The 25416-nt window shown below is 68.8% G+C and carries 27 protein-coding genes and 1 pseudogene; 17 read left to right on the top strand and 11 right to left on the bottom strand.

Annotated elements, in window-relative coordinates; translation table 11 throughout:
- Positions 1-37 precede the first annotated feature (37 nt).
- Positions 38-2113 carry an AMP-dependent synthetase/ligase gene (locus tag C3L37_RS00525; protein WP_129112677.1) on the bottom strand — a complete coding sequence of 692 codons (2076 nt, stop codon included), beginning with the start codon at positions 2111-2113 and terminating at the stop codon, positions 38-40.
- A gap of 180 nt (positions 2114-2293) precedes the next feature.
- On the bottom strand, positions 2294-3217 hold the full coding sequence (locus C3L37_RS00520) for an MBL fold metallo-hydrolase (protein ID WP_129112676.1): 924 nt from the start codon (positions 3215-3217) through the stop codon (positions 2294-2296).
- A gap of 147 nt (positions 3218-3364) precedes the next feature.
- Here C3L37_RS00520 and serS point away from each other — a divergent pair, with 147 nt between their 5' ends.
- Positions 3365-4744, top strand: a complete 1380-nt coding sequence (gene serS, locus C3L37_RS00515) for a serine--tRNA ligase (protein WP_129112675.1) — start codon at positions 3365-3367, stop codon at positions 4742-4744.
- A gap of 74 nt (positions 4745-4818) precedes the next feature.
- Positions 4819-5163, top strand: coding sequence for an SHOCT domain-containing protein (locus C3L37_RS00510; RefSeq protein WP_129112674.1), 345 nt, complete (start codon positions 4819-4821; stop codon positions 5161-5163).
- 23 nt (positions 5164-5186) lie between these two features.
- Here C3L37_RS00510 and C3L37_RS00505 read toward each other — a convergent pair whose 3' ends face one another.
- Positions 5187-5519, bottom strand: a complete 333-nt coding sequence (locus C3L37_RS00505) for a nuclear transport factor 2 family protein (RefSeq protein WP_129112673.1) — start codon at positions 5517-5519, stop codon at positions 5187-5189.
- A 118-nt stretch (positions 5520-5637) separates the two neighbouring features.
- Here C3L37_RS00505 and C3L37_RS00500 point away from each other — a divergent pair, with 118 nt between their 5' ends.
- The 4 genes from C3L37_RS00500 to C3L37_RS00485 all read left to right on the top strand — a co-directional run bounded on the left by C3L37_RS00500 (position 5638) and on the right by C3L37_RS00485 (position 8515).
- Positions 5638-6150 carry a DUF367 family protein gene (locus C3L37_RS00500; RefSeq protein ID WP_129112672.1) on the top strand — a complete coding sequence of 171 codons (513 nt, stop codon included), beginning with the start codon at positions 5638-5640 and terminating at the stop codon, positions 6148-6150.
- A gap of 118 nt (positions 6151-6268) precedes the next feature.
- Complete coding sequence (locus tag C3L37_RS00495; protein WP_129112671.1) at positions 6269-6514, top strand: DUF7127 family protein; 246 nt, start codon at positions 6269-6271, stop codon at positions 6512-6514.
- A gap of 244 nt (positions 6515-6758) precedes the next feature.
- Entirely contained in the window at positions 6759-7730 is a 972-nt protein-coding gene (locus tag C3L37_RS00490) for a transcription initiation factor IIB (protein WP_129112670.1), read from the top strand.
- A 107-nt stretch (positions 7731-7837) separates the two neighbouring features.
- The gene (locus tag C3L37_RS00485; RefSeq protein WP_164974624.1) at positions 7838-8515 is read left to right on the top strand and encodes a helix-turn-helix domain-containing protein; all 678 of its coding nucleotides are present in this window, start codon (positions 7838-7840) and stop codon (positions 8513-8515) included.
- A 9-nt stretch (positions 8516-8524) separates the two neighbouring features.
- Here C3L37_RS00485 and C3L37_RS00480 read toward each other — a convergent pair whose 3' ends face one another.
- On the bottom strand, positions 8525-8887 hold the full coding sequence (locus C3L37_RS00480) for a DUF5518 domain-containing protein (RefSeq protein ID WP_129112668.1): 363 nt from the start codon (positions 8885-8887) through the stop codon (positions 8525-8527).
- Between the two features lie 150 nt (positions 8888-9037).
- Between C3L37_RS00480 and C3L37_RS00475 the strand changes: the two genes are divergently transcribed.
- Both C3L37_RS00475 and C3L37_RS00470 read left to right on the top strand, forming a co-directional pair.
- On the top strand, positions 9038-10051 hold the full coding sequence (locus C3L37_RS00475; RefSeq protein WP_129112667.1) for an NOG1 family protein: 1014 nt from the start codon (positions 9038-9040) through the stop codon (positions 10049-10051).
- Positions 10052-10145: 94 nt separating this feature from the next.
- On the top strand, positions 10146-11474 hold the full coding sequence (locus tag C3L37_RS00470) for a M14 family zinc carboxypeptidase (protein WP_129112666.1): 1329 nt from the start codon (positions 10146-10148) through the stop codon (positions 11472-11474).
- Positions 11475-11577: 103 nt separating this feature from the next.
- Here the strand turns inward: C3L37_RS00470 and C3L37_RS00465 are convergent, their stop codons facing one another.
- Positions 11578-12945, bottom strand: a complete 1368-nt coding sequence (locus tag C3L37_RS00465) for a TIGR00341 family protein (protein WP_129112665.1) — start codon at positions 12943-12945, stop codon at positions 11578-11580.
- A gap of 147 nt (positions 12946-13092) precedes the next feature.
- On the opposite strand from C3L37_RS00465, the gene C3L37_RS00460 reads away from it, so the two are divergent.
- A complete protein-coding gene (locus C3L37_RS00460) occupies positions 13093-14199 on the top strand; it encodes a M14 family zinc carboxypeptidase (RefSeq protein ID WP_164974623.1) in 1107 nt (368 codons plus the stop codon).
- Between the two features lie 144 nt (positions 14200-14343).
- On the opposite strand, the gene C3L37_RS00455 is transcribed toward C3L37_RS00460, so the two are convergent.
- From C3L37_RS00455 to C3L37_RS00445, 3 genes and pseudogenes are all read right to left on the bottom strand, one after another.
- Complete coding sequence (locus C3L37_RS00455; RefSeq protein ID WP_129112663.1) at positions 14344-14745, bottom strand: PIN domain-containing protein; 402 nt, start codon at positions 14743-14745, stop codon at positions 14344-14346.
- Positions 14742-14987, bottom strand: coding sequence for a hypothetical protein (locus C3L37_RS00450; protein WP_129112662.1), 246 nt, complete (start codon positions 14985-14987; stop codon positions 14742-14744). The genes C3L37_RS00455 and C3L37_RS00450 overlap by 4 nt, the downstream gene beginning before the upstream one ends.
- A gap of 165 nt (positions 14988-15152) precedes the next feature.
- A pseudogene (locus tag C3L37_RS00445) lies at positions 15153-15859 on the bottom strand (5-formyltetrahydrofolate cyclo-ligase).
- A 257-nt stretch (positions 15860-16116) separates the two neighbouring features.
- Between C3L37_RS00445 and C3L37_RS00440 the strand changes: the two are divergent.
- Genes C3L37_RS00440 through C3L37_RS00430 form a run of 3 tightly spaced genes read left to right on the top strand, consistent with a single transcriptional unit; the run spans position 16117 to position 18682 of the window.
- Positions 16117-17514: an FAD-binding oxidoreductase gene (locus tag C3L37_RS00440; protein ID WP_129112661.1), complete on the top strand. Its 1398-nt coding sequence runs from the start codon at positions 16117-16119 to the stop codon at positions 17512-17514.
- 48 nt (positions 17515-17562) lie between these two features.
- Positions 17563-18186, top strand: a complete 624-nt coding sequence (engB, locus tag C3L37_RS00435; RefSeq protein ID WP_129112660.1) for a GTP-binding protein EngB — start codon at positions 17563-17565, stop codon at positions 18184-18186.
- Positions 18187-18229: 43 nt separating this feature from the next.
- Positions 18230-18682: a DUF6653 family protein gene (locus C3L37_RS00430; protein ID WP_129112659.1), complete on the top strand. Its 453-nt coding sequence runs from the start codon at positions 18230-18232 to the stop codon at positions 18680-18682.
- 30 nt (positions 18683-18712) lie between these two features.
- On the opposite strand, the gene ddh is transcribed toward C3L37_RS00430, so the two are convergent.
- Positions 18713-19636: a D-2-hydroxyacid dehydrogenase gene (gene ddh, locus C3L37_RS00425; RefSeq protein ID WP_129112658.1), complete on the bottom strand. Its 924-nt coding sequence runs from the start codon at positions 19634-19636 to the stop codon at positions 18713-18715.
- A gap of 337 nt (positions 19637-19973) precedes the next feature.
- On the opposite strand from ddh, the gene C3L37_RS00420 reads away from it, so the two are divergent.
- Both C3L37_RS00420 and C3L37_RS00415 read left to right on the top strand, forming a co-directional pair.
- The gene (locus tag C3L37_RS00420) at positions 19974-20663 is read left to right on the top strand and encodes a nucleotidyltransferase domain-containing protein (protein WP_129112657.1); all 690 of its coding nucleotides are present in this window, start codon (positions 19974-19976) and stop codon (positions 20661-20663) included.
- Positions 20656-21153, top strand: coding sequence for a hypothetical protein (locus C3L37_RS00415; protein WP_129112656.1), 498 nt, complete (start codon positions 20656-20658; stop codon positions 21151-21153). The genes C3L37_RS00420 and C3L37_RS00415 overlap by 8 nt, the downstream gene beginning before the upstream one ends.
- Positions 21154-21198: 45 nt before the next feature.
- Here C3L37_RS00415 and C3L37_RS00410 read toward each other — a convergent pair whose 3' ends face one another.
- Entirely contained in the window at positions 21199-22524 is a 1326-nt protein-coding gene (locus tag C3L37_RS00410) for an NUDIX domain-containing protein (RefSeq protein WP_129112655.1), read from the bottom strand.
- Positions 22525-22591: 67 nt separating this feature from the next.
- Here C3L37_RS00410 and C3L37_RS00405 point away from each other — a divergent pair, with 67 nt between their 5' ends.
- The 3 genes from C3L37_RS00405 (at position 22592) to C3L37_RS00395 (ending at position 24968) form a co-directional block, all read left to right on the top strand.
- The gene (locus C3L37_RS00405) at positions 22592-23095 is read left to right on the top strand and encodes a metallophosphoesterase family protein (RefSeq protein ID WP_129113371.1); all 504 of its coding nucleotides are present in this window, start codon (positions 22592-22594) and stop codon (positions 23093-23095) included.
- Positions 23096-23179: 84 nt separating this feature from the next.
- Positions 23180-23938, top strand: coding sequence for a coenzyme F420-0:L-glutamate ligase (locus C3L37_RS00400; RefSeq protein ID WP_129112654.1), 759 nt, complete (start codon positions 23180-23182; stop codon positions 23936-23938).
- 49 nt (positions 23939-23987) lie between these two features.
- Positions 23988-24968 (top strand): 5,10-methylenetetrahydromethanopterin reductase, encoded by a 981-nt coding sequence (locus C3L37_RS00395; RefSeq protein WP_129113370.1) that lies wholly within the window; start codon positions 23988-23990, stop codon positions 24966-24968.
- Here C3L37_RS00395 and C3L37_RS00390 read toward each other — a convergent pair.
- On the bottom strand, positions 24928-25164 hold the full coding sequence (locus tag C3L37_RS00390; RefSeq protein ID WP_129112653.1) for a hypothetical protein: 237 nt from the start codon (positions 25162-25164) through the stop codon (positions 24928-24930). The genes C3L37_RS00395 and C3L37_RS00390 overlap by 41 nt on opposite strands.
- Positions 25165-25416: the final 252 nt, after the last annotated feature.

The following is a 25416-nucleotide window of genomic DNA, read 5'->3' as shown; positions in this document are numbered from 1 at the left end:
GCGTCACCCGAATAAACGTTGATGTACGTTCCGCGCGCTACCGGTTCTCCTGCGTTCGTCCTCGATAGAGCACGTCCACCTCGTCGGCGTAGCGATCGAGCACGTGCCGGCGCTTCACTTTCATCGTCGGCGTGAGGAGGCCGTTCTCCTCGGAGAACGGTTCGGGCAGGAGCCGGAACCGCTTGATCCGCTCGTGCGGTTCGAACGACTCGTTGACGCGGTCGACCTCCCGTCCGATTCGCTCGCGGACGCGCTCGTCGCGACAGAGCGCCGCCGGGTCGTCGGGGAGGTCGATCCCCTCCCGCGCGGCCCACTCGCGGACGGCGTCGACGTTCGGCACGAGGAGCGCGCTGACGAACTTTCTGCCGTCGCCGAGCACCATGCACTGCTCGACGAGCGGGTTCGCGGCGAACGATCCCTCGATCGGCGCGGGCGCGACGTTCTTCCCGGTCGAGAGCACGACGAGTTGCTTCGCGCGCTCGCGGAATTCGAGGTAACCGTCCGACCGGAGTTCGACGACGTCCCCCGTCCGGAACCAGCGTCCGGATCGATCCCGCGACCGGCGTGCGGCTTCCGTCGAATCGTCCGCCGTCGAACCGTCCGCCACCGAACCGACGCCCCGGAGGCCGTCGGCCGGGATCTCGTCGACGAAGGCCGCGGCCGTCTCCTCGGGGCGATTCCAGTAGCCGTCGGTGACGTTCGGCCCCCGGACGAGCAGTTCGCCGACCCGCCCGTCGGCCGCCTCGACCCCGTCGCCGACGACCGCCTCGTCGACCGCGACCTCGACGTCGACGAGCGGCGGGCCGATCGTGCCGACCTTCGGCGCGTCCGGCGGATTGGCCGACACGACCGGCGCGGTCTCGGTGAGTCCGTACCCCTCCAACACGGGGACGCCCATGCCGTGGTACAGCGCACACAGCTCCGGCGAGAGGCTCCCGCCGCCGCTTATGAGGAAGTCGATCCGCCCGCCGAGCGCCTCGCGGACCTGCGAGAAGACGAGCCGATCCGCGAGGCGGTGTTTCGCGGACAGCAGCGGCCCCGGCGACGGCTCCTCGTGGTACGCGCGCCCGACGCCGACCGCCCACTCGAAGATCCGCTCCTTCGCGGGCGACTCGCTCGCCTGCTCACGGATGGCGTCGTACAGCTTCTCGTAGACCCGGGGGACGCTCGTCGCCACGGTGGGGCGGACGAGTCGGAAGTCCTCGCGGAGGGTGTCGGGGCTCTCGGCGTACGCGACCGTCGACCCGGCGGCGAACATGAGAAAGTGTCCCGCCAGCCGCTCGAAGACGTGCGCGAGCGGGAGGAACGACAGCGTCGTCGCGCGCGGGCCGATGGCCGGCGCGTCGCCCCGCTTCCGGCGGGGACCGAACCGGCGGTAACACCCGTCGACGTTCGACTTGAAGTTCCAGTGCGAGAGGCGGACGCCCTTCGGCCGCCCGGTGGTGCCGGAGGTGTAGACGAGGCTCGCGAGGTCGTCGGGGTCGCGGGCCGCGAGCCACGACTCGTGGGCGGCCTCGTCGAACGCCGCCTCGCCGCGGGCGTGCAGGTCGGCGAGCGAGAGGACGTCGTCGCGGTCGCACAGCGCCCCCGCGACGTCGCTCCCGTCGGCGACGTCGTCCATCACGACGACGAAGTCGAGGTCGAGGTCGTCCTCGACGGCGAGCACCCGGCGGAGCGATTCGGCGTTCTCGACGACGACGCCCGACGCGCCGGCGTCGGAGAGGAGGTACCGCACCTGTCGCTCGGAGGAGGACGTGTAAACCGTGGTGACGACGCCGCCGGCGGCGAGGACCGCGAGGTCGCACTGCGCCCACTCCATCCGCGTGTTCGCGAGGATCCCCACCCTGTCGCCGGCGTCGAGTCCGAGATCGCGAAAGCCCGCCGCGAGGGAGCGGACGATCCCGCGAAGCTCGGCGTACGAGAGGTCGGCGTAGTCGCCGTCGGGCGCTCTCGGCACGACGCTCGGGGCGATCGATCGGTCGTACACGCCCCCTTTGTACCGCTGTGCGATGCGATTCGCGTTCCGCTCGGCGCTCGCCTCGAACGCCGCCGGGAGAGTCGTTCGACCGAGTACCTCGCTCTCGTACGCCGCTTCCGCGTCCCGCGGGTCCATACCGCGGCGGTACGACCGTCGAACGTAAAAACCCGTCACGAACGCCGAACGACGGGCGAAGAGTTGAGAGGCGATTCGGACGCGATAGGCGTCCGCCGTGGACCGATCGCACGCGGTCGTCTACGCGACGCGGGCGCGTCGGTGTCTACGCGTCGTGTCTTGCGCGTCCGCGTCGTGCGTCTACGCGTCTGCGTCCCGCTTCGCGCGGTAGTCGAGGTACCCCAGCACGCCCCGGACGTTCAGGCGCTCCTCGGCGCGCGCCTTCTCCTCGCCCCACACCTCGTCCATCTCCGTGTGCTCCTGGAAGTGTTCGATCACCGCCTCGTCGTCGCCGAGTTCCTCGCGCTTTCCCCGGACGGCCTCGACCCACTCGACGAGCGTCCGCCGGTACTCGTCCATCAGCGCCTCGTCGTACTCGCGGGGGCCGAAGTGGCCGAAGCAGAGCACGTCGGGGTCGATCTCGACGATCCGGTTCGCGTCGTCGAGGCACGCTTCGAGGTCGAACTGCGAGGGGGGCGTCGTCTGCCGTATCTCGCGGACGCTCGGCACCCAGATGCCCGCCGCGTCGGCGGTGAACAGCGCGTCCTCGCGGCGGTCGTGAAACATCACCTGGTGGGGCGCGTGGCCGGGCGCGTGGACGACGCCGAGCGTCCGGTCGCCGAGGTCGATCTCGTCGCCGCCGGCGAGCCCCTCGATGCGATCCTCGGGGACCGGATCCGGTTCGACGTAGAACTTCCACTGGTCGTCGACGGCCGCCCTCGTCCCGGCGACGAGCCGCGAGGGGTCGACGAGGTGCGGGACGCCCGCCTCGTGGGTCAGCACGGTCGCGTTCGGGTACGCCTCGGCGAGAAAGCCCGCGCCGCCCGCGTGGTCGAGGTGGACGTGCGTCGGGAGGACGAACGCGAGGTCCTCGCGGCCGATCCCGACCTCGTCGAGCGCGTCGAAGAGCAGGTCGCGGTTGGTCCCGATGCCGGTGTCGACGACGGCGGGGCGCTCCGCGTCGACGACGTACACGGACCCGTACGCCTCGGTGTCGTACATGCCGGTGTCGAGGTAGTAGAGGTCGCTGCAGTCCGGGACGAGATTCACGTCGCCGATGGCCATGCGCGGAAGGCCGTCGGCCCGGGGCAAAAGGCTTCGGTCGGCGGAAAGGCGACGTGCGAGGATCCGAGAGGAGCGTCACGTCCCGCCGCGAGAGGGGATCACACGGATGCGATACGGTTTTCCCCCGTCCGGCGGAACGTGAGGCAAATGCTCAGCAGGCAGTATCTCCGGGACCACCCGGAGGAGGTACGCGAGTCGCTCGACGCCCGGGGCTACGGCGTGGATCTCGACCGCGTGCTCGAACTCGACGAGGAGTGGCGCTCGGCGAAGAGCCGGGGCGACGACCTCCGCCACGAGCGCAACCAGGTCAGCGGCGAGATCGGCCAACTGAAGGCCGAGGGGAAGGACGCGGAGGCCCAGGAGGCGATCGAGCGCTCGCAGGAGCTGAAAGCCGAACTCGCCGAGGTCGAAGCGCGCGCGGACGACCTGGCGGCGGAGCTCGACGCCGCGCTCCTGGAGATCCCGAACGTCCCCGACGAGAGCGTCCCCGTCGGCGACGACGAGAGCGACAACGTCGAGGTGCGCCGCGAGGGGTTCGACGACCTCCGCGACCTTCCGGACGAGGTCGTCCCACACTACGACCTCGGCGAGGAACTCGACATCATCGACGAGGCGCGCGCGGCAAAGACGACCGGATCGGGCTTTTACTTCCTCAAGGGCGAGGGCGCGATGCTGGAGCACGCGCTCGTCCAGTTCATGCTCGACGTCCACCGCGAGCAGGGGTACGTCGACCTCTTCCCGCCGATCCCCGTCAACAGCGCCTCGATGACCGGCACCGGGCAGCTCCCGAAGTTCGCCGACGACGCGTACCGAATCGGCGGCTCGGAGACCGAGGCGTACGACGAGGACGACCTCTGGCTCTGCCCGACCGCGGAGGTTCCCGTGACGAACATGTACGCCGACGAGATCCTCCTGCGGGAGGACCTCCCCCTCAAACACCAGGCGTACACGCCGAACTTCCGCCGGGAGGCGGGCGAGCACGGCACCGAGACGCGCGGGATCGTCCGCGTCCACCAGTTCAACAAGGTCGAACTCGTGAACTTCGTCGAGCCCGACGACAGCTACGATCGGCTCGAAGCCCTCGTCGAGGAGGCGGAGGAGGTGCTGAAGCGCCTCGGTCTCCCCTACCGAGTCATCGACCTCTGCACCGGCGACCTCACGTTCTCCTCGGCGAAGACGTACGACATCGAGGTGTGGGCCCCCGGCACGCCGGCCGACGACGGTCCGGAGATGGGCGGTCGGTGGCTGGAGGTGTCGAGCGCGTCGAACTTCGAGGACTTCCAGGCCCGGCGCGCGGGGCTGCGGTACCGCCCGGAGCGCCACGAGTCGGCCGAGTACCTCCACACGCTCAACGCGTCGGGAACCGCCGTCGGCCGCGTGATGGTCGCCCTCCTCGAGTACTACCAGAACGACGACGGCACCGTCGCCGTCCCGGAGGCGCTCCGGCCGTACATGAACGGTACGGAGCTGATCGAAGGGCGCGAACCGGTCGGCGAGAGCGCCGTCGGCGCGGGTAAGCGGGACTGAGCGCGGGGAGGTTCGTCTCCCACGAGCGAGGAACCGGCGTCACGAACTTAGCCGTGGAGCGCGTACTCAAACGTATGACAGAAACAGTCGAAACGCTCGGGAGACTGGCGATCGTCGTCCTCGTGGCGCTGCTCGCGGTGCCGATCCTGATGATGACGGGCTTCGGCGTCCCGATGATGGGGTGGTGGATGATGGGCCCGAGCGGCGGGGCCGGATTCGGCGGCTGGCCGCTCTTCATGCTCGTCGGCGGGCTCGTCCCCCTCGCCCTGTTGCTCGCCGTCGGATACCTCCTGTACCGGGCGGCGACGGGGAACGAGACCGACTCGGCGCTCGAAGAGCTTCGCAGGGCGTACGCGCGTGGTGAGCTGTCGGACGAGGAGTACGACCGACGCCGGGAACGGCTGGAGCGGTCGCAGTAGGTCCGAAACGCCGGTGAGGAGCGTCAACGGGTGTACGTCCACAACTCGACCGCCCGCCCGCCGTCGAACCGAAACACGTCGACGAAGGCGACGAGTTCCTCGCCGTCGGCGTCGAACAGCCGTCCGCGGACGGCGACCTCCTCGTCACCCTCGCGTCGGTAGAGCGCGTCGACCTCGTGCGTCGTGTCCGCCTGCGGGCGACCCTCGCGCATGAACGAGACGAACGCCTCGCGGCCCTCGAAGGTTCGATCCGGCCGCCGCTGGACGAACCCGGGCGCGAGGAGTGACGACAGCCGGTCGTAGTCGTGCGCGTCGAGCGCGTCGTAGTACGACCGGGCGACGTCTGCGTGGTCCATACTCGCACTGGCGCGGGACGGCCTATAGTACCGATGGAACGAGGGACGGGGCGATGAGACGAGTCAAAAGACGAGTCAACAGCGCGGCACTTTTGATCCCCCGACGCATTCACCGGGTGTGGAACTGCACATCAGGTACGAGGGCGACGACGACCCCGAAAAGTGCACGGCGAGAAAGCTCGCGCGCTTCGACCTCGCGGCGCTCCACCGCACGGACCGCGAGACGCCGTACGGGGTCGTGCTCAATCCGCACGCGGAGCGGGCGCTCTCGCCCGCCGACCGCGACGAGGCCGACGCGCTCGTCGCCCTCGATTGCTCGTGGGAGACCGCGAGCAGGGCGCGCTTTTCGCTCCCGGGCGTCCACCGCGCCCTCCCGTACCTCGTCGCCGCCAACCCCGTGAACTTCGGGCGTCCCCTCCGCCTGACGACGGTCGAAGCGCTCGCCGCGGGGCTCGCGATCTTCGGCGAGCGCGAGGCTGCCGAGGAGATCCTCTCGAAGTTCAGGTGGGGCGAGACGTTCCTCGAACTGAACGACGAACCGCTGCGGCGCTACGCCGACTGCTCGGATTCGAGCGACGTGATCGCCGTCCAGCGCGAGTATCTGGACCGCGGAACGGACGCGGAAACGTAGTCGTCACCGGTTCGAACCCCTCACGGCGTCGCACAGCGCGCCGTCGAGGCGACGGCGAACCCGTATTTTCACCCGGTCGGCGGGAGACTTTACACTCGTCCGCGTCGATTCCTCCGGTATGGAAACGCCCCGCGAACTCGAGGCCGAAGCGAACAGACGAGGGGACGTCGCGATCCGCCGCTACGACTACGACGGCGACACCGTCATCGCGGCGGATTTCGGGCCGGCCGTCGGCGAGCTGTCCGTCGACGTCGTCGACGACACGGCGATCGTCGTGCTCGGCGGTCAGCAGTTCGAGTTCGAGGTACCGGCCGAGGCCCACGAGGTCACCGTCAACGACGGGGTGCTCACCATTCGCGGGTAGGTCGCCGAACAGTCATCGTCTTTTCTGACGGTCCACGCGCCTAATGAATCCCTTAATCCCTTAGCGCGGGTGCCTATCCGCGCTCCGTCCCAAAACCGACCGCGGGTAGCACGGTACGTCGACCGACGAGCGCCGACGGGATACTACCCGCTACGTTCGCGAGACGACGGATTCCTGCTCGACCCCGGATTGACCGGAGAGGCGGTCCGAGCGGAATCGACCCGGCGGACGGAATCAGATCGTTATGACAGTGACACGCACCCTGACCGACGGCGAAGAGTCCGAAGACGCGATAATCGGAACCGAAACGGAATCGTCGCGATCGACCGAGGAGTGTCCGGAGTGTCCCGGCCGGCTCGTGAGCGACGACCGCGGCGAGACCGTCTGCGAGCGGTGCGGGCTGGTCGTCGAGGCGGGTTCGATCGACCGCGGTCCCGAGTGGCGCGCGTTCGATGCGGCGGAAAAGGATCAGAAGTCCCGGGTCGGCGCACCGACGACGAAGATGATGCACGACGAGGGGCTGTCGACGAACATCGACTGGCGCGACGCGGACGCGTACGGCAACGCGCTCTCGCCGCGTCAGCGCGAGAAGATGCAACGGCTTCGGACGTGGAACGAGCGGTTCCGCACCCGAAACCACAAGGAACGCAACCTCAAGCAGGCGCTCGGCGAGATCAGTCGGATGGCGAGCGCGCTCGGGTTGCCCGAGAGCGTCCGCGAAACCGCGGGCGTCGTCTACCGCCGCGCGCTCGACGAGGATCTGCTCCCCGGGCGCTCGATCGAGGGCGTCACGACGAGCGCGCTCTACACGGCGGGACGACAGGCCGGCACGCCCCGCAGCCTCGACGAGGTGGCGAACGTCTCCCGCGTCGAGAAGGACGAGATCGCCCGCACCTACCGCTACGTGGTGCGCGAGCTGAACCTGGAAATGCGGCCCGCGGACCCCGAACAGTACGTCCCCCGATTCGCGTCGGAGCTCGACCTCTCAGACGAGACCGAGCGCCGCACCCGCGCGCTCCTCCGTGCGGCCAAAGAACGCGAGGTCCACGTCGGGAAGAACCCGGTCGCACTCGCCGCGGCCGCGATGTACGCGGCCGCCCGGCTCACGAACGAGCGGGCGACTCAGGGGGAGGTGAGCGACGTCGCGGACGTGAGCGAGGTCACGATCCGCAACCGGTACCGGGAATTGCTCGAAGCCGAAGCGAAGGTCGATTGACGTGGAAACGGACGACCCGAACGGACGATCCGAACGGATTCCGGACAGTGTCGACACCGGACGGGTAGCCGCGAGGGTTATCAGTCGGTGCGGCGATGCCATCGGTTATGAGCATCGTCGCGGAGTTTTCGGTACCCGCCGCAGAGTTCGCGCTCGGCAGAGCGCTTCAACGAGACACGGACATGGTGGTCGAGCTCGAACGGACCGTGCCGACGAGAGCCGAACGGCTCCCGTTCTTTTTCGCGTGGAACTGCGGCGACTACGAGTCGTTCGAGCGGGAAGCCCGGGAGGAGCCGGAGATCGACGAGTTGATTCCGGTCGAACGGCTCGACGGCGGGGTGCTCTACCACGTGAGGTGGGGCAGATACGTCGACGAGCTGGTCGAGGGAATCACGGACGCGGACGCGACGCTCGTGGAGGCGATCGGGAACGACAGCGAGTGGCGGTTCGAGATCCGGTTTCCGACCAACGAGAGCATCTCCGGGTTCCAGCGGTACCTCCGCGAACGGGGAATCGAACTCGGCGTGGACAGAATCAAAACCGAAGTCGAACTCGAGTCCGATCGGAGCTACGGACTCACGGAGCCGCAGCGGGACGCGCTCGTGACGGCGTTTCGGGGCGGGTACTTCGACGAGCCTCGACGTCTCACACTGGACGAACTCGCCACCGACCTCGGGGTATCGAGCGCGGCGGCGAGCGGCCGCCTCCGACGTGCGACCCGCCGGTTGATCGCGAACACGCTCGCGGTCACCGGCGGGAACCGCGCGTCGCGGCAGAGGGGGTGAGCGAGCGCGTCAGCCCTTCAGCGCCGCCCCCAGCGCCCCCGCGAGGGCGCTGTCGAGCGCGAAGAGGAGCGTGACGAACAGGCCGACGACGAGGACGCCCGCCCCGCCGAGGAACGCCCCCACGGGCCCAGCACCGAGGCCGACCGCGCTCCCGACGAGCGCGAGCAAACCCGTCAGGACGACGCCGGTGATCGATCCCGCGAGGAGACCGTGCCACGCGCCGCGACCGAGGCCGCCGCCGGCGAGGTAGCCCGCCGCGAAGCCTCCGAGGAGCCCCGCGCCGATCTGTCCCACGAGCGGAACCGAGAGGCCGATCGCCCCCGCGACGAGGAGGACGACGAAGCCGACGCCGACCGCGCGCCAATCAGTCATGCGTGCGGATACGCTCGCCGGGGTGAAAAGGCACGCGGAGAAAGCCGCACGGCAGAAGGATCCGTGGCGGGCGGCGGAACCGTTCGAGAGGACGGGTCGACGACCGACGAACGGACGGGCTTTTAGCCCCGTGGCGAGTAGCCCGAGCACATGATTTTCGAAGGACTTCCGACGACGCCGCGGTCGGAGGAACTCATCGACAAGGCGTTCTCGCGCGCGGCGCGGGCGGGGCGGGCCAAGCAGGGCCTCGAAGCCCAGCAGTCGATGCTGCAGACGGCGTCGAACATCCTCTCGGACAACTTGGAGAACGTCGTCACCGACTGGCCGGACTTCGACCTCGTCGACCCGTTCTACTACGAACTCGCCGACGTGGTCCTCAAGAACGAGCGGTCGTTCGGCGGTCGAGAGGGCGAGGGCGGCGTCGACATTCTCCGGCAGAGCCTCTCCGAGGTCGGGTGGGCGAGCCGACAGGTCCGCGAGATCCGCGACGAGTACGCGTCGAAGCTCCGCAGGACGGACCCGGAGACGGCCCGAAAGCACAGAAAGCAGGCGTTCGCCCGGATGGCGGACGTGGTAGAGGAGGTCGAGGCAGATCTCCGCCGCGTCGGGGACGCCCGCGACGCGCTGAAGACGCTGCCCGACATCCGCCCCGACGAACCGACGCTCGTCGTCGCCGGGTACCCGAACGTCGGCAAGTCGTCGTTCGTCAACGCGGTCACCCGGGCGAAAAACGAGATCGCCGAGTACCCCTTCACCACCCGCGGCGTCCAGATCGGCCACTTCGAGCGCGACCACATCAGATATCAGATAATCGATACGCCGGGGCTGCTCGACCGGCCCGAGGCGGAGCGAAACGACATCGAACGGCAGGCCGTCAGCGCGCTCTCCCACCTCGCCGACGCCGTCCTGTTCGTCGTCGACGCCAGCGAGGCGTGCGGCTACCCGCTCGACGCGCAACTCGAACTCCGCGACGCGGTCGCCGCGCGCTTCGAGGGCGCGGACGTGCCCGTCATCACCGTCTGCAACAAGAGCGATCGATCGACCGACGTCGAGGCCGACGCCTACATGAGCGTCGCCGAGGGCGAGAACGTGGACGGCGTGCTCGACCTCGCGATCCGGGCGGTCGGCTTCGAGCCTGACCTCCCGAGCCGCGAGAACCGCTGAGTCGAGTTCCGACGAGGTGCTACTATTCGAGAGGGTCGTGCCAGATACGTTAAGAAACGTCTATAATTCGTATTTGAGAACAGGTAGTCGTAAAATGCGACGTCGAACCTACCTCAGATCGACTGGTGCGGCGCTTTTCGGCCTCGGGGCGGCCGGGGCGGCGAGCGCGGACGAATCGGGCGACCGGCGGGGGACGTACCGACCGGGCGGGCCGCGGCAGGGTTCCGAGCGCTCGATCAACCTGAACGCGTTCCACACGAACGAACAGCTGACGAAGGCGCTTCGGAAACTCGACGGCCGGAGCGACCGGATCCGGCTGGCACAGATCGGCGAGTCGGCCGACGCCGGCGACCCGATCTGGGAGGTGACCGTCGGGGAGGGCGACACGAACGTCCACCTCATCACCCAGATCCACGGCGACGAGGCCGTCGGCACGGAGGTCGCGCTGAAGGTTCTGAAGGACCTCGCGGACGGCGGCTCCTCGCGGATCGAGCGGATCCTCGACGAGCTGACGCTGACGGTGATCCCGCGGGTGAACCCCGACGGTGCGATGTACGAGTACGACGTCGACGACGACGGGAGGGACGAGTGGGTCGGTCGGCGGACGAACACGCAGGCGTGGGAGGAGGGCGACTCCAGGTACGAGCCGTACTACCACTACGCGTCGCCGGAGGGGACGGAACCGGGGTACGACATGAACCGCGACTTCAACATCCGACCGCCCTCGGAGTTCGACCCGCGGACGGACGACCGCGAGGAGTGGTGGACCGTCGACGGCGACGAGGCGTTTCTCGACATGCCGTACGAGGGGTACGAACTGGGGAGCAGCGGCCTCCGACTCGCCCCCGAGGTGCGCGCGGTCACCGAGTCGTACCTCCGGGCCGACCCCGACTTCGCCATCACGCACCACCACCAGTCCGGCGGGTACCTCGTCCCCGACTCCGACGACGGGAACGAGCCGCCGAAGCAGACGATCATGAGCGTGATGGCGGCGTACGGCCCGGCCTACCGCGACCGCGCACCCTACGAGGATCCCGACCTCCCGGTCGAGCGAGTCGTCAACCCGTTCATCGACGACGAGACGAGCGCGCGGTCGCTCCGCATGAACGCGCTCGTCGCCGACGCGCTCGCAGAGCGTGGCGACAGCGTGTTCGACAGCATCACGCGCTACGGCTACGGGCCACTCTGGGGGTCGTATCTCGATTCGCTCACGCCGCACACCGACGCCCCGGGGATGCTCTACGAGGTGTCCTACCAGACAGGAGACATCGGACAGAAGGCGCTCGGACGGATGATGGAGGCGACGAAGGTCGGCTTCTGGGAGACGTTCGACGCGCTCGCCGAGGGGACGCTGGACGAGGTGGACGAGGAGCGGTACTTCGACGTTCCGCTACACGGCGAGCCGATCTCGGCGCGTCGGTGAACGGACCGGCGGGGGGCCGCGTCCGGCGCGCGCGCCGGACGCGGCCGCACCTGCCGTGCGCGCCCACCCGCCGCCGCACTGCCGCCGCACTCGTCGCGTGCGCCTACCCGCTACCGCCCGCGGGCGAACCGGTTCGACGTCCGTCGTCGGTCGCCGCCTGCACGTCGACGTACCGAACCTGCACGTCGAGCGGCGGGTCCGACCGCGAGACGCCGGGGGGCGCGGACAGATCCGATTCCAGGCGGTCGAACAGCGTCGTGGCGAGTTCCGGCGACGTCTCGCCGACCGGTCGGCCGACCGTCACCACCACGCGTTCCGGTTCGCGGAAGGGAAGCTGGCTGTCGTACTCGATTCGAACGTCGAGCACCGAAAACCCCTCGTGGGGCGGCGACTCGACGACCGAGTGCACCGTGCCTTCGATGTCCCGCTCGTAGGCTTCGGTCTGGTGGGAGGTGTACGTGACGCCGCCGAGAAACACCGACAGAATCGTGATCGCGACCGCGAGCGCGGCGATGCGTTTGAACGTCGCACTCCGCACCTCGTCCTGTCTGAGCCAGTTTTCGGGTCGGTAGCCCCGGTACCAGAGCACCGCCAGCGCCGAGAGGTTGATCGACAGCACGTTCACCAGCACCAGGACGCCCGAGGAGACGACGGTCATCGGCTGGTTCCAGGCAATTCCGATGCCGACGACGGCGATCGGCGGGACGAGCGCGGCGGCGATCATCACGCCGACGAGCGCGATCGAGACGCCGGAGGTGATGCTGATCGCCCCGGCGGCCCCCGCCCCGAGCGCGACCGCGAGCGAGAGGAAGTCGGGAGTGAGTCGCCCGGCGAACTGCCGCAGCGTGAACGGGTCGAGCGTCGGCGGGATGATGCCGGTCAGCTTCACCAGGAACGCGAACGCGGCGGCGCTGACGGTGGCGGCGACGATCCCGAGCATCTGCAGGCGGACGCCGCGGCGAAAGAGCGTGCGGTCGTCGACGACCGATCCGACGCTCGTCGCCATCGCGGGACCGACGAGCGGCGCGATCACCATCGAGCCGACGACGACCGCGGGCGAGTCCACCAACACGCCGGCCGTCGCGACGACGGCGCTTATGATGGTCATCGCGAGGTACGTGTCGAACTCGGGTTCGAGCTCCGTCGCCTGCGCGTGAAGCTCCTCTCTGGCGATTCTGCTACCGCCGTTTTCCTCCGTCTCCTCGAAGCGGGCTTGAAGCCGCTGAAACCGCCGCGAGATGACGGTTTCGGCGTCGACGACGACCGTGTACGAGTCTTCCTCGATGCCGGCGTCGCGGAGCCGCGAGAGCACCGGTTCGACGGCCCCCGTCGGAAGGGGAAACGTGACGACCGCGGTGAATCCGCGCCCGCTGGCCTCGTCGGTGAGGGCGTAATCGATCCCCTCGTCGTCGAGCACGTCGAGTACTGCGTTTCGCCTCCCCGTCGGAATCAGGACCTCTACGAGTCGCACGCGTTCACGTTCGCACCCGAGCGCAAATAAACGGGGGCCGCCGACGCTCGCCGACCGGAGTCGAGGTTGTTACCAACACCCACGCATCGGTTACTATCACTTATTTTGATAAAAGTATAATATTTAGTAGATCAACTTATGGTAGTGATGGATAGAAGAAACGTACTGAAGACGTTCGGCGGGGCGGCGTTCGGCGGAGCGCTACTCAGCGGCGTCGCCGGTGCAAAGCGGGAGAATCACATCGTCCCGGGGGGACCGTGGGTCACGGAGAACGAACCGCGGAAGGTGGAGGCGTTCCGCGATTACGAGGAACTCGTTTCGGACCTCGAGAAGGTAGCGCGGACGAGCGCCCGCGAGTTCTCCCTGGAGTCCGTCGGCACCTCGAACCGGGGACGGGACATCCACCTCGCGCGGGTGGGCAGCGGCGACACGGACGTGATGTTCGTCACGCAACAGCACGGAAACGAACCGCACGGGACCGAAGCGGCGCTGTCGATGCTCCAGTACCTGTCGAGCGGGAGCGGCGAGGCCGACGACCTGCTCGACGAGGTGACCGTGAACGTGATCCCGCGGGCGAACCCCGACGGGTCCGAGCCGGACCTGTTCCAGCGGTACAACGTCGACCCCGACGCGCCCGCTCGCGACACGGAGGAGGGCTTCTTCACGTCGTTCGACGCCGGCGTCGGCTGGGACGTCAACCGCTACCACTGGCCGGACTGGACGGAGAGCACGCTGTATCAGAACCGCCCGGACGAGTACCCCGAGAACCCGGTCCCCGAGGCGCAGGCGGTCGTGGACGCGGTCGCCGAGGTCGATCCGCTGTGGGTCGTCGACGTGCACAACCAGGGGACGTACGTCACCGACGACGGGAGGATGATCACCACGTCGCTGTACTGGCCCATCGCGGAGGGCGTGCCGGCGGACGCACAGGACCTCTCGAAGCAACTCGTGCGGCACGCCTACGACCACGTCTCGCGGTTCGGCTACGCCGAGGCGAGTCAGTACCCCGGCGGCACGTACCCCGGCATCGCGCGCAACAGCTACGGCCTGCAAGGGTACGGCAGCGTGCTCGTGGAGATCCGCGGCGGCGTCGACCAGAAGTCCAACGGGAAGCTCTCCCGGCTTGCGCTCGAAATCATGGCCAGCGTCGTCGACGGCACGGCCGACGAATCCGTGTTCGAGGTCGATCCCGACGACGCGGAGGAGATCCCCGAGCGCGGCGACTACTACGACAGGGAACTGCCGCCGGAGTGACGAACGGCCTCGTCCGCGGATGTCGCTGACGGCGGCGAGGTCGGACGGGCGTTTCGGTCCCGTGTGGGTTTTCCCTCCTCATCGAGACGGTTACAGCGACAAGAAAACCCTGGACGAGACCGAAAGACTACGGAGCAAGAGCGCTCAGAACGTCTCGACATCGACGCCCAGTTTCTCGAAATCCGCGTCGTTTCTCGTGAGCACCGGCTCGGAGTACGCCCGAGCGGTCGCGCCGATGTAGGCGTCGTTATCCTCGACGCCGCTTTGTTCCGGGCCGCCCGCATCCCGATCCGCCGCCGCGACCATCTCGGCCGCGAGCCGCGCGATCTCGTCGTCTATCGGGACCCACGGATAGCCCATCAAGACGTTCCGCACCTGCCGACGTTCTTCGTCATCAAGGGTGAGCGCAGCACCGTAGAAGAGTTCGAAGACGGACGTCACGGAGACGCGGGCTGGAACGCTCCGCTCGTACATCGTCATGCCCATGTCAAACGCCGCCTCGTCGTGCTCCAGTAATGCGAGAAGGTAGCTAGTGTCGAGGATCATTCGACGTCGATCTCGGCCTCGCCGAGCCGAGCGGCGATCGCTGCCCGACGACCTCTGGACGCGTCTCGCCGGCGGCGAATCGCCTCGCGGAGGTCGTCCGCCTCCTCGGGCGACAGGACCGGCTCCACCGGCGGCGGTGCCCGCGTCAGTCGGCGGAGCGTCTCGGCCATCGTTTCGTCTTCGCGCTTGTGCGAGGCTACCCAGCTGTGATACTCATCCGGAACTCGGATGGTCTTCACCATGCGTATATCTGGTATATACGCCCTCAAAAACCTTGCCCCGTTTCGGAACGCTCCGGAGACGCGTCATCACCTCCTCTTCGCACGGTTCCACGCTCGAAACACTCCGCCCTCGGGGTCGCACGACCGCCGCGAGCGACGATTCCCTACGACGAATCGTCGCGCGTATCACCGCGGCCGCAACCGTCCCAGAACCGGGATCTCCTCGATTCGCTCGTCGTCGAGTTCGTCCCACGCGATGCCCGCCGGCTTGGATCCCGAGGCGGTCGTCCGAACCGTCCGATCGGGGGTGACGAGCAGATCCATCGGCACGTCGTGGTCGGACGTCGGCACCGCCTCGTCGACGACCTGGATCTCGTGGACGGTGGTGACGGTCGTCGTCTCATCGTCGACGAGGCCGAACTCGCGGAGGATCGCGAACTCCAGATCGCTGTACCCTTCGCCCTTGCCGATCCTCGCGCCCCGTTCCGTGACCGCGACGCTGCCCGAGACGATGAGGTCCACCGACTCCATCTCCTCGGGTCCGACCCGGTCGCCGACTTCGGACGAGCCGCCGATCGTCGCCGCGTGATCTACGTCCTCGATCTCCGCCGGATCGAGCCGGAGGAAGCACTCCTCGTCCCGCAACCGGGGGACGGCCATGTACACCGTCTTCCCCCGTCGCAGCGCGGCCGCCGGACGGGAAGCTGCGGCGCGTCGGGGTTCGACTTGATCACGTCCGCACCGTGCCACTCCTCGTTCGCCGTCAGTCGCTCCGCCGCCTCCTTCGCCCCGGCGAAGTTGGGGATCCGTCCGTGCGGCGGGTACGGAAACCGGGCTTCGCCGCGCGCTTCCAGTTCGTCCCAGATCCGCTCGCGCAACTGCTGTTTGTCCATCGGGCCGACCTTCTCGCCGAGCGGGGTAGAAGCTACGCCTCGCGGTCGTCGGTTCCCGCACGGCTACGACGCCGAGGGAGCAGTCGACGATCGACCGCGGCGGCGACGCACGCGCTCGGTCCGTCCCCTCACCGGGTTCGACTCACCGCCGAGCGACGCGGACGCATGGACGAATCGCGATAACGGCTGGGAACGTTCCCCCCGACGAAAACGGTCGACGTATTTACCCTTCCGAGACGTACGTGTCGTGATATGCTATGTCAATTCACACCAAGACGCCGGACGACGGCGCGATAGCCCGACTCGGCGCGGGGTTCCGCGGGGACCTGCTCCGCCCCGACGACGTCGGCTACGACGAGGCGCGGTCGGTCTGGAACGGGATGATCGATCGACGTCCGGCGGTCGTCGCCCGCTGCGCCGGCGTCGCGGACGTGATCGAGGCGGTGAACGTCGCGCGCGAGAACGACCTCCTCGTCGCCGTTCGGGGCGGGGGGCACAACGTCGCGGGCAGCGCGGTGTGCGACGACGGCCTCGTGATCGACCTCTCGTCCATGCGGTCGGTCCGCGTCGACCCGTCCCGTCGGACCGCGAGAGTCGAACCGGGGGCGACGCTCGCCGAATTCGACCACGAGACGCAGGCGTTCGGCCTCGCGACGCCGGTCGGGTTCAACTCGACGACGGGGATCGCGGGGCTCACGCTCGGCGGCGGATTCGGCTGGCTCTCGCGCAAGTACGGGATGACGGTCGACAACCTCGCGTCGGCGGACGTGGTCACCGCCGACGGCGAGCTCGTTCGCGCGAGCGAGGAGGAAAACCGGGACCTCCTGTGGGGAATCCGCGGCGGCGGCGGCAACTTCGGAATCGTCACGTCGTTCGAATTCCGGCTCCACGACGTCGGCCCCGAAATACTCTCGGGGTTGATCGTGCATCCGCACGACGACGCGGCGGACGTTCTCCGATTCGTTCGCGAGTTCAACGCGGGGGTGCCCGACGACCTCGTCGTCTGGTTCGTCCTCAGAAAGGCACCACCGCTGCCGTTCCTCCCGGAGGACGTACACGGGACTGACGTGCTCGTCCTCGCCGCCTTCTACGCGGGCGATCCGGTGGCGGGCGAGGCGAGGATGGAGCCGCTTCGGGAGTTCGGCGATCCGATCGCCGACGTGATCGGGCCCCACCGATACGTCGAGTGGCAGCAGGCGTTCGATCCGCTGCTCGAACCCGGCGCGCGCAACTACTGGAAGTCGCACAACTTCGCCGACCTGACCGACGAGGCCATCGACACGGCCGTCGAGTACGCCGCGCGACTCCCGTCGCCGCAGACGGAACTCGCCTTCGCGCGGCTGGGCGGGGCCGTCACCCGCGTCCCCGCGGACGCCACCGCGTACCCCCACCGCGACGCCGAGTACGTGATGAACGTCCACACTCGGTGGGAGGATCCGGCGCGGGACGACGAGTGCGTGACGTGGGCGCGAGAGTTCTACGACGCGATGGCCCCGTACGCGCTCGCCGGGACCTACGTGAACTTCATCAGTGAGGGAGAAGACGACGAATCGTCGGCGTACGGCGACAACTACGAGCGCCTGACCGAACTCAAACGCGAGTACGATCCGACGAACCTGTTCCGGACGAACCAGAACGTGGAGCCGGCGGACTGAGTCTCACCGCCTCGCAAGAGGTATCCCGCGCGGCCGAATAGAGGGCGTATGTTCGAGGAGCGGCCGAACCGGGGGGCCGAGGTGGTCTTCGTCGGGCGGTCGAACGTCGGGAAGTCGACGCTGATGCGCGAACTCACCGGCCACGACCGGTTCACGACGGGGAAGAAGCCGGGCGTGACCCGCGAGCCAAACCACTTCGACTGGGCGTCGGAGGACTTCATGTTCACCGACCTCCCCGGCTTCGGCTTCATGTCCGGCGTGGACGAGCGCCGACGGGAGCAGATCAAGACCGACATCGTCCGGTACGTCGAGGACAACGCCGACCGCATCCTCGCCGGGGTGCTCGTCGTCGACGGCAAGAGCGCGGTCGAGATCATCGACCGCCACACGAACGACGAGGAGATCCCCCACGACGTGGAGATGTTCTACTTTCTCGAAGAGCTGGGGATCCCCGCGGTCGTCGCGGTGAACAAGATGGACAAGGTCGACGACCGCGACGAGCGCCTGAACGAACTCTGCGACCGACTCGGCCTCTACCCCCCGTGGCAGCAGTGGACGGAGACGATCGCGCCGATCAGCGCGAAGCGGGGGAACGTGGAGGCGCTGAAGGAGGCGCTCCGACACCACTTCCACGAGGCGAAGCGCGACGACCTGCTGAAGTTCGTGACCTGAGGGCGGGAAGCTATGTCGGCCGCGAACCTACGTCCGAGAGACGATGCCGACGAAGACGCCGAAACCGACGATCCCGACCGACGATTTCTGGGACCGCCACTCGAACCCCAAGAGCGGGTGGACGCGACTGCTTTCCTACCCCGTCCTCGTCCTCGCTCTCTACGCCAGAAAGCCGCTCCTGCTCAGGCTCACGATCCTCTACGTCGCGGTGAATCCGGTGCTCTTCCGGCCGCCGGAAGGGGAGTCGGACGACTGGATGTACCGGGGCGTGAAGGCCGAGGAGCACTGGCTCGCCGAGGGCAGGAGCGTGATGGGATTCGGCTTTCCGCAGGTGCTCAACGCGGCAGCCATCCCGGTCTTCTGCTACGGACTGTACGCGGCCTACAAACAGAAGCCCGTCACGACGGCCGTCTGCACCGCCGGCACCATGGCGCTGAAGCTCCTGTTCGTGGACGAACTCATCCGGTACCGCGAGGCGACCGAGGAAGGACCCTGAACGCGTCGCCAGCCGCGCAACCCGGGCGAGTCACGCCACCCGGTTCGTCATCTCCCGTCCCTCGCGGAGTCGGTCGACGTTCTCCCGGACCAATCCCGCGACGTCCCGGTGGTAGGCGTTCGTCATCGCCGCGGAGTGGGGCGTGACGATCACCTCTTCGAAGCCCCAGAGCGGCGAGTCCTCGGGCAGCGGCTCGGTTTCGAACACGTCGAGCCCCGCGCCCGCGACGTCGCCCGCGTCGAGCGCCCCGATCAGCGCCGCCTCGTCGACGACCGACCCGCGGGAGACGTTGAGCAGGTAGGCGTCCTCGCGCATCGCGTCGAACTCGGCCGCGCCAAGGAGACCCTCCGTCGCGTCGTTCAACGGCGTCGCCAGCGCGACGAATCGCGCCCCCGAGACGGCCTCGCGGAGTCGGTCCGGCGTGAACACCTCGCGAACGCCGGGAACCGGGTCGCCCGAGCGACGGACGCCGACGACGTCCATCCCGAGCGCCGAGGCGCGGGCGGCGATGCCGCGCCCGAGCGTGCCCAGGCCGACGACGCAGACGCGCTCCCCCTCCAGCGTGAACGGTGCCTCGTAGGGCTCGCTCGTCCACTCGCGCTCGTCCTGCGCGTCCCGATAGACGTGCAACCGCCGGGCGAACGCGAGCATCATCCCGGCGACCGTCTCGCCGACCGAGGCGTCGTGGATGCCGGTGCTGTTGGTCAGCGCGACGCCCGCGGACTCGTAGGCGTCGAGGTCGAACTCGTCGAAGCCGGCGCGGATGCAGTGGACCCAGTCGGCGTCGAGAAACGACGGGTGCGGGCCGAAGGCGACGACGGCGTCGCCGTCGCCGAGATCCGGGTCGCCGCCGGGTTCGACCGGCACGTCGAGGTCGGAGAGGCCGTCGCACAGCGCCGCGGGCGGGAAGACGAGGTCGACCGAGTCGTGGACGACGATCCGCGAGAGTTCCATGGTGGCCACTCTCCTCGCATCGCCGATTCAATCTTTCGAGGCGGGCGGCTCGGGGAAGACCTTTGCAACGAGGGATCTCCGACGAGGAGATAGCGGCCAGTAGAGTCGCAGCCGCGACGTTCCGTGAGTGGTGGCTCGGTGAAATCCCTCATCACGAGGGGCTCAGAGGGGGTAACTCTCCTCATCGCCACCGTGACCATCTATCCCTGCGTGTCAAAAAGCACTTTCGTAACACTTCCCGATGGACTCTTCGGTCGGGGACGATTCGCCGCCTCAGAAGTCGACCGCTGACCGTCCGACCGACGAATATTTATCCCTTGTTTCGTCTAATCAGACAATGTCCGATGAGAAAGATCGAGGTATAAAAGTTTGCATCGACGTCGGCTCTGGCGACGACGCGGAGATCTTCAAAATCGGTGCTGCGGACGACGTTCTCAGACTCATCGCCGACGCACACGAGACGGAGTTCACGATCGCTGAACTCGGCGACGCGACAGGCGTCGCTCGTTCTACGGCTTGGCGGGCCGTCGAACTACTCGACCGCCTCGGAGCGGTTCGCATCCGTGAGACGCCACAGCGTAACTACGTCTCTATCGACCCGTCGAGGCTCCAGAAGGACGACCCGATACTCGCAATCGATCAGCCGGAGTTCCAAGAACCCGTGCAGGCGTTCGTCGCGGAGGTTCGTGAGGCCCTCGCGGAGAGCGAGGACGTCGAGAAACTCCTCGGTATCGTCCTGTTCGGTAGCGTCGCTCGCGGGGAAGCCGACAGACGGAGCGATATCGACTTGTTCGTCGTCGTCGCCGGCGACAGAACGACCGCTCGAAGGCGCGTTACGGGCGTCGTAAGCCATCTCAGCGATCGTCGGTTCGACGGGGATCGCTTCGACTTCGAGGCGTACGTCGAATCGGCTGACAGCGCGCGCCGAGCCGGCGGAAAACTTCGGGAGATCTTCGAGGAGGGGATCACCGTCCACGGAACGGAGCGTCTTCAGTCGATCCGCAAGGAGGTTCTTGCCGATGAGTAGTAGGAGCATCGAGACGCTCATCGACGACGTGCAAGCCGCGTTCGATCGTCGGCCCGCCGAAATCGAATCGGGACTCGACGTGGAGGATGCAGCCCTCTTGCAGCTGCGGAAGGCGTGTCGGTTGCTCGACGGCGGTGAGACGTTACTCGACGAAGGTCACTACACACTCGTCATCGAGACGTCGTTCGTCGCGATCGAGCGAACCATCGAGTTTCGACTGTTAGAACGGGGGACGACGCAACCGAGTGATCTTCCCGGAACGCACCCCGGCGTGTATCGCGAGGCGGCGTCGGTGGGCATCTTCGCCGCGTCCGTCGCCGAGGATCTGTCGGACCTGTGGCGAAACCACCGGGCAAAGACGTACTATCAGGACGGACTTGCGGCCGCCGAGCGTGCGGAGAAGATGTACGCACTCGCGTCGGAGGTCCACGCGTTTGTCGTCGGGCACTCTGCACAGGGATATCAATGTCTTTGCGAGCGCACCGGGTGAGATGTGCCAGCGTCTCCTTACTGCGAGGGGTGAACAGTCTCGGGATCAAATCGTTCTAAATCCGTTAGTCCCCTCGTCGTCCCACTCGGCCGACCGCCGGTGTTCCGCCGCCACCGTCCGGACTCCCTCGGCGTCGAGCGCGCCGTCCTCGGTGACGATCCCGGTCACGAGATCGGCGTCCGTCCGGTCGAAGATCGGGTTCAGCACGTCCACTCGGGCGGATCGATCCGCGACGCGTTCCCCGTTTGTCGGCCCGTCGGACACGTCAGCCGGGTCGCCGAACTCGGTCCGAAAGGCGTCGTCCGGCGACACCTTGTCGCGGGCGGCGACGACGTACAGGGGGACGCCCTCTCGCGCCGCCGCGAGGCCGAGCGCCCTCGTACCGACCTTGTTGACGACGCTCCCGTCCGACAGCACCGCGTCGGCCCCGACGAGTGCGGCGTCCGCGCCCTCCTCGGCGAGGACGTACGGGATCGCCGCGTCCGTCGTCAGCGTCGCGTCGATTCCCTCGTCGGCGAGTTCCTCGGCGACGCCCACCCCTTCGCGCGCCGGCCGCGACTCGGCGACGACGACGGCGGACGGGTCGGCCCGCAGGAGCGCGTCCGTCACCGTCCCCGAGCGCGAGAGCGTCACGACCGTCCCGACCGTCCCGTCTCGGACCTCGGCGGCCGGCGCCCCCGCGGTCAGTATCTCGGCCGCGTTCGCCGCTGCCCGCCCGTCCGCCGCGACCGCTTCCGTCACGGCCGCCGCCGCCCGCGCGAGCACCGCCTCGGGGACCTCGTCCGCTTCCGCCATCGCGCGGTTGACCCGATTCCCGAGCGCGGCCATGCTCGGCCGGGCGTCCCGCAGGTCGCGGGCGACCGCCGCGACCTCGTCCCAATCGGCCGCGACCGCGGCGCGGTCACGCAGTACTTCGAGCGCGCGCACCGAGACGTACGCCGAGCCGTGTTCCTCGTCCGCGCGAACCGTCTCGACGGTCGGAGCGACCCGCTCGTAGGCCTCCCACAGTGCCGGGACCGTCGCGCGCGAGAGGATCTCCGGGGGCTGAACCCACTCAGCGTCCGCGAGTTCCTCGTTCAACGTCACCCCGCGGGTCGAGACCCGGAACAGGAACGGGTGGACGATCCACTCGTGATCGCCGTCGTCGACCGGGAGGGGATCGCCCGCCCGGACGAGCGTCGCGTCCCGGACGCCGACCTCCTCGGCGGTCTCGCGGCGAGCGTCCGCGAGCGCGTCGGCGGGGTCGCCCTCGACGTACCCGGAGACGCCGCCCCACTTGCCGGCGTAGGTGCCGACCGCGTCGCTCCGGCGGACGAGGAGCACCTCGCCGCGGTGGCGGAGGAAGGCGGTGACGACGTGCGCGCGGGCCACGGTTCGGATCGGTCCTGCCTACGCGGGCGGGCACAACGGCTTTTGCGGTCGCGTCCCACGCACCGGCATGGATCTGGCGATCATCAGCGACACGCACGTCCCGTCGCGAGCGTCCGAAATCCCCGAGTGGATCCGCGAGCGCGTCGAGGCCGCCGACCACGCGATCCACGCGGGCGATTTCGACTCGTCGGAGGCGCTGTCGACCGTCGAGGAGCTGGCGGGCGGGAACCTCACCGCCGTCGCCGGCAACGTCGACGGGGCGGAGCTCGACCTGCCCGAGATCGCCACCGTCGGGTTCGGGGCCGTGGAGTTCGTCGTCACCCACGGGACGGGCGACCGCTCGGGCTACGAGCGGCGGGTCGCGGGGACCGTCGCAGAACAGGGCGGCCACCAGGTGATCGGCGTCGCGGGGCACACCCACGAGCCGATGGACGACGTCGTCGAGGGCGTCCGCATCCTGAACCCCGGGAGCGCGACCGGGGTGGACCCGGCCGAGGAGGCGACGATGATGACCGCGACCGTCGAGGAGGGGAGCGTCGACGTGACGCTCCACCGGGAATCGGATCGGTAGTCGGAGGGATCGAGTCCCGAGCCGATACCGGCCCGATTCACCAGCACCGGCGTCCTTTTTTATCGACCGCGCCCAGTCGCGGACATGGAACTTTTCGCCGTACCCGACGTCCCGGAGGTGGAGCCCGGCGACGACATCGCGGCGCTCGTCCGCGGCCGGGTCGACCTCCGCCCCGACGACGTGGTGTGCGTCGCGAGCACCGTCGTCTCGAAGGCGGAGGGCCGGCTCGCCGACCTCGACGACTTCCCCGCCGGGCCGCGCGCCCGCGAGATCGCCGCGAACCTCTCGGCGCTGACGGGCGAGGAGAAGGACCCGCGGTTCGCGCAGGCGGTGCTCGAAGAGAGCACCGAGATCGTCACCGAAGCGCCCTTCCTCCTCACGGAGACGCGGTTCGGCCACGTCTGCGTCAACGCCGGCATCGACCGCTCCAACGTCCCCGGCGCGGACCTCCTGCTCCTCCCGAAGCGGCCGACGGCGAGCGCGGAGCGGATCCGCGCGGAGCTTCCGGCGGAGCGGGTGATCGTCACCGACACCTGCGGCCGGCCGTTCCGCCACGGCCAGCGCGGCGTGGCGATCGGCTGGGCCGGGACGCCCGCGAGCCGCGACTGGCGGGGCGAACCCGACCGCGACGGGCGGGAGCTGGGCGTGACCGTCCAGAACGTGATCGACGAACTCGCGGCGGCCGCGAACCTCGTCGCCGGCGAGGGCGACGGCGGGACGCCCGTCGTCGTCGTCCGCGGCTTCGAGTTCGGCGACCACGCCGGCAGCGACGAGCACTTCCGCGACGTGGAGAGCGACTTCGTCCGGCAGGCGCTCAGGGGGTGGGCGTATGAGCCGCGGTGAGGGCGGGCGGGCGCGATCCGAAGGGGACGAGGGCGACGAAAGGGGAGGGCTGCTCGGGATCGAGATCACGCCAGAGCACCCCGTCCCCCGCCTCGTCGACCTCGGCGTCGCGGCGGAGGGTGCCGGCTACGACGCGCTGTTTTCGAGCTGTCACTACAACAACCGCGACCCCTTCGCCGTCCTCTCGCTCGTCGCCGCCCGGACCGACGAGATCCGCCTCGGGCCGGGCGTCGCCAACCCCTACGAGACGCACCCGGTGACGCTGGCCTCGAAGGTGGCGACGCTCGACGAGGCGTCCGGGGGGCGCGCGGTGTTCGGGATCGGCCCCGGCGACCCGTCGACCCTGCGAAACCTCGGACTGGCGGACGAGCGGGGCCTCAGACCGGTGCTGGAGGCGTTCGAGACCGCGCGGACGCTCTGGCGGGGCGAGCGCGTCACCCGCGAGGGAACGTTCGACGCCCGCGACGCGGGGTTGAACTACGAGCCGCCGGGGGAGATCCCGGTGTACGTCGGCGGCGAGGGACCGCACATGTGCCGGATGGCCGCGAAGCGCGCCGAGGGCCTGCTGTTCAACGGCTCGCACCCCGCGGACCTCGCGTGGGCGCGCGAGCAGGTCGAGATCGGGCGGGAGGACCGCGTCGACGGCCTCGGCGCGTTCGACCTCGCCGCCTACGCGAGCGTGAGCGTCGACGACGACGCGGCGGCCGCCCGCGAGGCCGCCCGACCGCCGGTCGCGTTCATCGCCGCGGGGGCGGCCCCGCCGGTGCTCGACCGCCACGGGATCGACCGCAACCGCGCGGGGGAGATCGGCGAGCGAATCAGCGCCGGTGCGTTCCGCGAGGCGTTCGACCTCGTGACGCCCGCCATGGTCGACGCGTTCTGCATGGCCGGCACCGTCGAGGAGGTGGGCGACCGGATGGCCGCGGTGCTGGAGCACGCGGACAGCGTCGTGGTCGGGTCGCCGCTCGGCCCCGACCTCGAAGCGGCGATTACTCTCGCGGCGGCGGCGTACGACCGGGCGACGGCATGAGACCGCCGAAGAGTTCCCCGACCGCGCCGAGGACGAGGTAGCCGAAGAACGCGATCGAGAACGTCGTCAGCGCGCCGCCGATCAGGAAGACGATCGCCGACAGGGGGTCGTTCGGCAGCACCTCGGTGGCGAAGATGACGACGAGCCGAACGGTGCTCCCGAGGAGGTCCGCGACGAAGTCGAACAGGCTGACCATGCGCGGCCGTTGGACCGGGGGGTACTTGTGCGTTGATGGTTGTCGAGGCGCGCGGACGGGTTACCTGATCATCCGGGGCGCGAGCGGAACGTCGGCGTCGGCCGGGCGCGACCGGCGCTCCGCATCCGCCCGCTCGTCTGTCGAACCATCTAATGGTTCGGACTGGTGTCTAGTGTCTCTGTGAGCCATCTGTTGGTTTCAGTCGGCAGACCTTCGCGACGACCGTCGCTCAATCCACAGACCTTCGCGGCG

The sequence above is a fragment of the Halegenticoccus tardaugens genome, assembly GCF_004116405.1.
GTDB classification, from domain to species: Archaea; Halobacteriota; Halobacteria; order Halobacteriales; family Haloferacaceae; genus Halegenticoccus; species Halegenticoccus tardaugens.
Note: the sequence above shows the minus strand (reverse complement) of the source record. Positions and strands in the feature narration are given on the sequence as shown.

Excerpts from the sequence above, each read along its gene's own strand:
- engB (WP_129112660.1), top strand. The coding sequence starts at position 17,563 with ATGTTCGAGGAGCGGCCGAACCGGGGGGCCGAGGTGGTCTTCGTCGGG.
- C3L37_RS00475 (WP_129112667.1), top strand. The coding sequence starts at position 9,038 with ATGATTTTCGAAGGACTTCCGACGACGCCGCGGTCGGAGGAACTCATC.
- C3L37_RS00430 (WP_129112659.1), top strand. The coding sequence starts at position 18,230 with ATGCCGACGAAGACGCCGAAACCGACGATCCCGACCGACGATTTCTGG.
- C3L37_RS00415 (WP_129112656.1), top strand. The coding sequence starts at position 20,656 with ATGAGTAGTAGGAGCATCGAGACGCTCATCGACGACGTGCAAGCCGCG.
- C3L37_RS00525 (WP_129112677.1), bottom strand. The coding sequence starts at position 2,113 with ATGGACCCGCGGGACGCGGAAGCGGCGTACGAGAGCGAGGTACTCGGT.
- C3L37_RS00440 (WP_129112661.1), top strand. The coding sequence starts at position 16,117 with ATGTCAATTCACACCAAGACGCCGGACGACGGCGCGATAGCCCGACTC.
- serS (WP_129112675.1), top strand. The coding sequence starts at position 3,365 with ATGCTCAGCAGGCAGTATCTCCGGGACCACCCGGAGGAGGTACGCGAG.
- C3L37_RS00390 (WP_129112653.1), bottom strand. The coding sequence starts at position 25,164 with ATGGTCAGCCTGTTCGACTTCGTCGCGGACCTCCTCGGGAGCACCGTT.
- C3L37_RS00485 (WP_164974624.1), top strand. The coding sequence starts at position 7,838 with ATGAGCATCGTCGCGGAGTTTTCGGTACCCGCCGCAGAGTTCGCGCTC.
- C3L37_RS00470 (WP_129112666.1), top strand. The coding sequence starts at position 10,146 with ATGCGACGTCGAACCTACCTCAGATCGACTGGTGCGGCGCTTTTCGGC.
- C3L37_RS00495 (WP_129112671.1), top strand. The coding sequence starts at position 6,269 with ATGGAAACGCCCCGCGAACTCGAGGCCGAAGCGAACAGACGAGGGGAC.
- C3L37_RS00450 (WP_129112662.1), bottom strand. The coding sequence starts at position 14,987 with ATGGTGAAGACCATCCGAGTTCCGGATGAGTATCACAGCTGGGTAGCC.
- C3L37_RS00420 (WP_129112657.1), top strand. The coding sequence starts at position 19,974 with ATGTCCGATGAGAAAGATCGAGGTATAAAAGTTTGCATCGACGTCGGC.
- C3L37_RS00455 (WP_129112663.1), bottom strand. The coding sequence starts at position 14,745 with ATGATCCTCGACACTAGCTACCTTCTCGCATTACTGGAGCACGACGAG.
- C3L37_RS00510 (WP_129112674.1), top strand. The coding sequence starts at position 4,819 with ATGACAGAAACAGTCGAAACGCTCGGGAGACTGGCGATCGTCGTCCTC.
- C3L37_RS00480 (WP_129112668.1), bottom strand. The coding sequence starts at position 8,887 with ATGACTGATTGGCGCGCGGTCGGCGTCGGCTTCGTCGTCCTCCTCGTC.
- C3L37_RS00505 (WP_129112673.1), bottom strand. The coding sequence starts at position 5,519 with ATGGACCACGCAGACGTCGCCCGGTCGTACTACGACGCGCTCGACGCG.
- C3L37_RS00400 (WP_129112654.1), top strand. The coding sequence starts at position 23,180 with ATGGAACTTTTCGCCGTACCCGACGTCCCGGAGGTGGAGCCCGGCGAC.
- C3L37_RS00405 (WP_129113371.1), top strand. The coding sequence starts at position 22,592 with ATGGATCTGGCGATCATCAGCGACACGCACGTCCCGTCGCGAGCGTCC.
- C3L37_RS00490 (WP_129112670.1), top strand. The coding sequence starts at position 6,759 with ATGACAGTGACACGCACCCTGACCGACGGCGAAGAGTCCGAAGACGCG.
- C3L37_RS00460 (WP_164974623.1), top strand. The coding sequence starts at position 13,093 with ATGGATAGAAGAAACGTACTGAAGACGTTCGGCGGGGCGGCGTTCGGC.
- C3L37_RS00520 (WP_129112676.1), bottom strand. The coding sequence starts at position 3,217 with ATGGCCATCGGCGACGTGAATCTCGTCCCGGACTGCAGCGACCTCTAC.
- ddh (WP_129112658.1), bottom strand. The coding sequence starts at position 19,636 with ATGGAACTCTCGCGGATCGTCGTCCACGACTCGGTCGACCTCGTCTTC.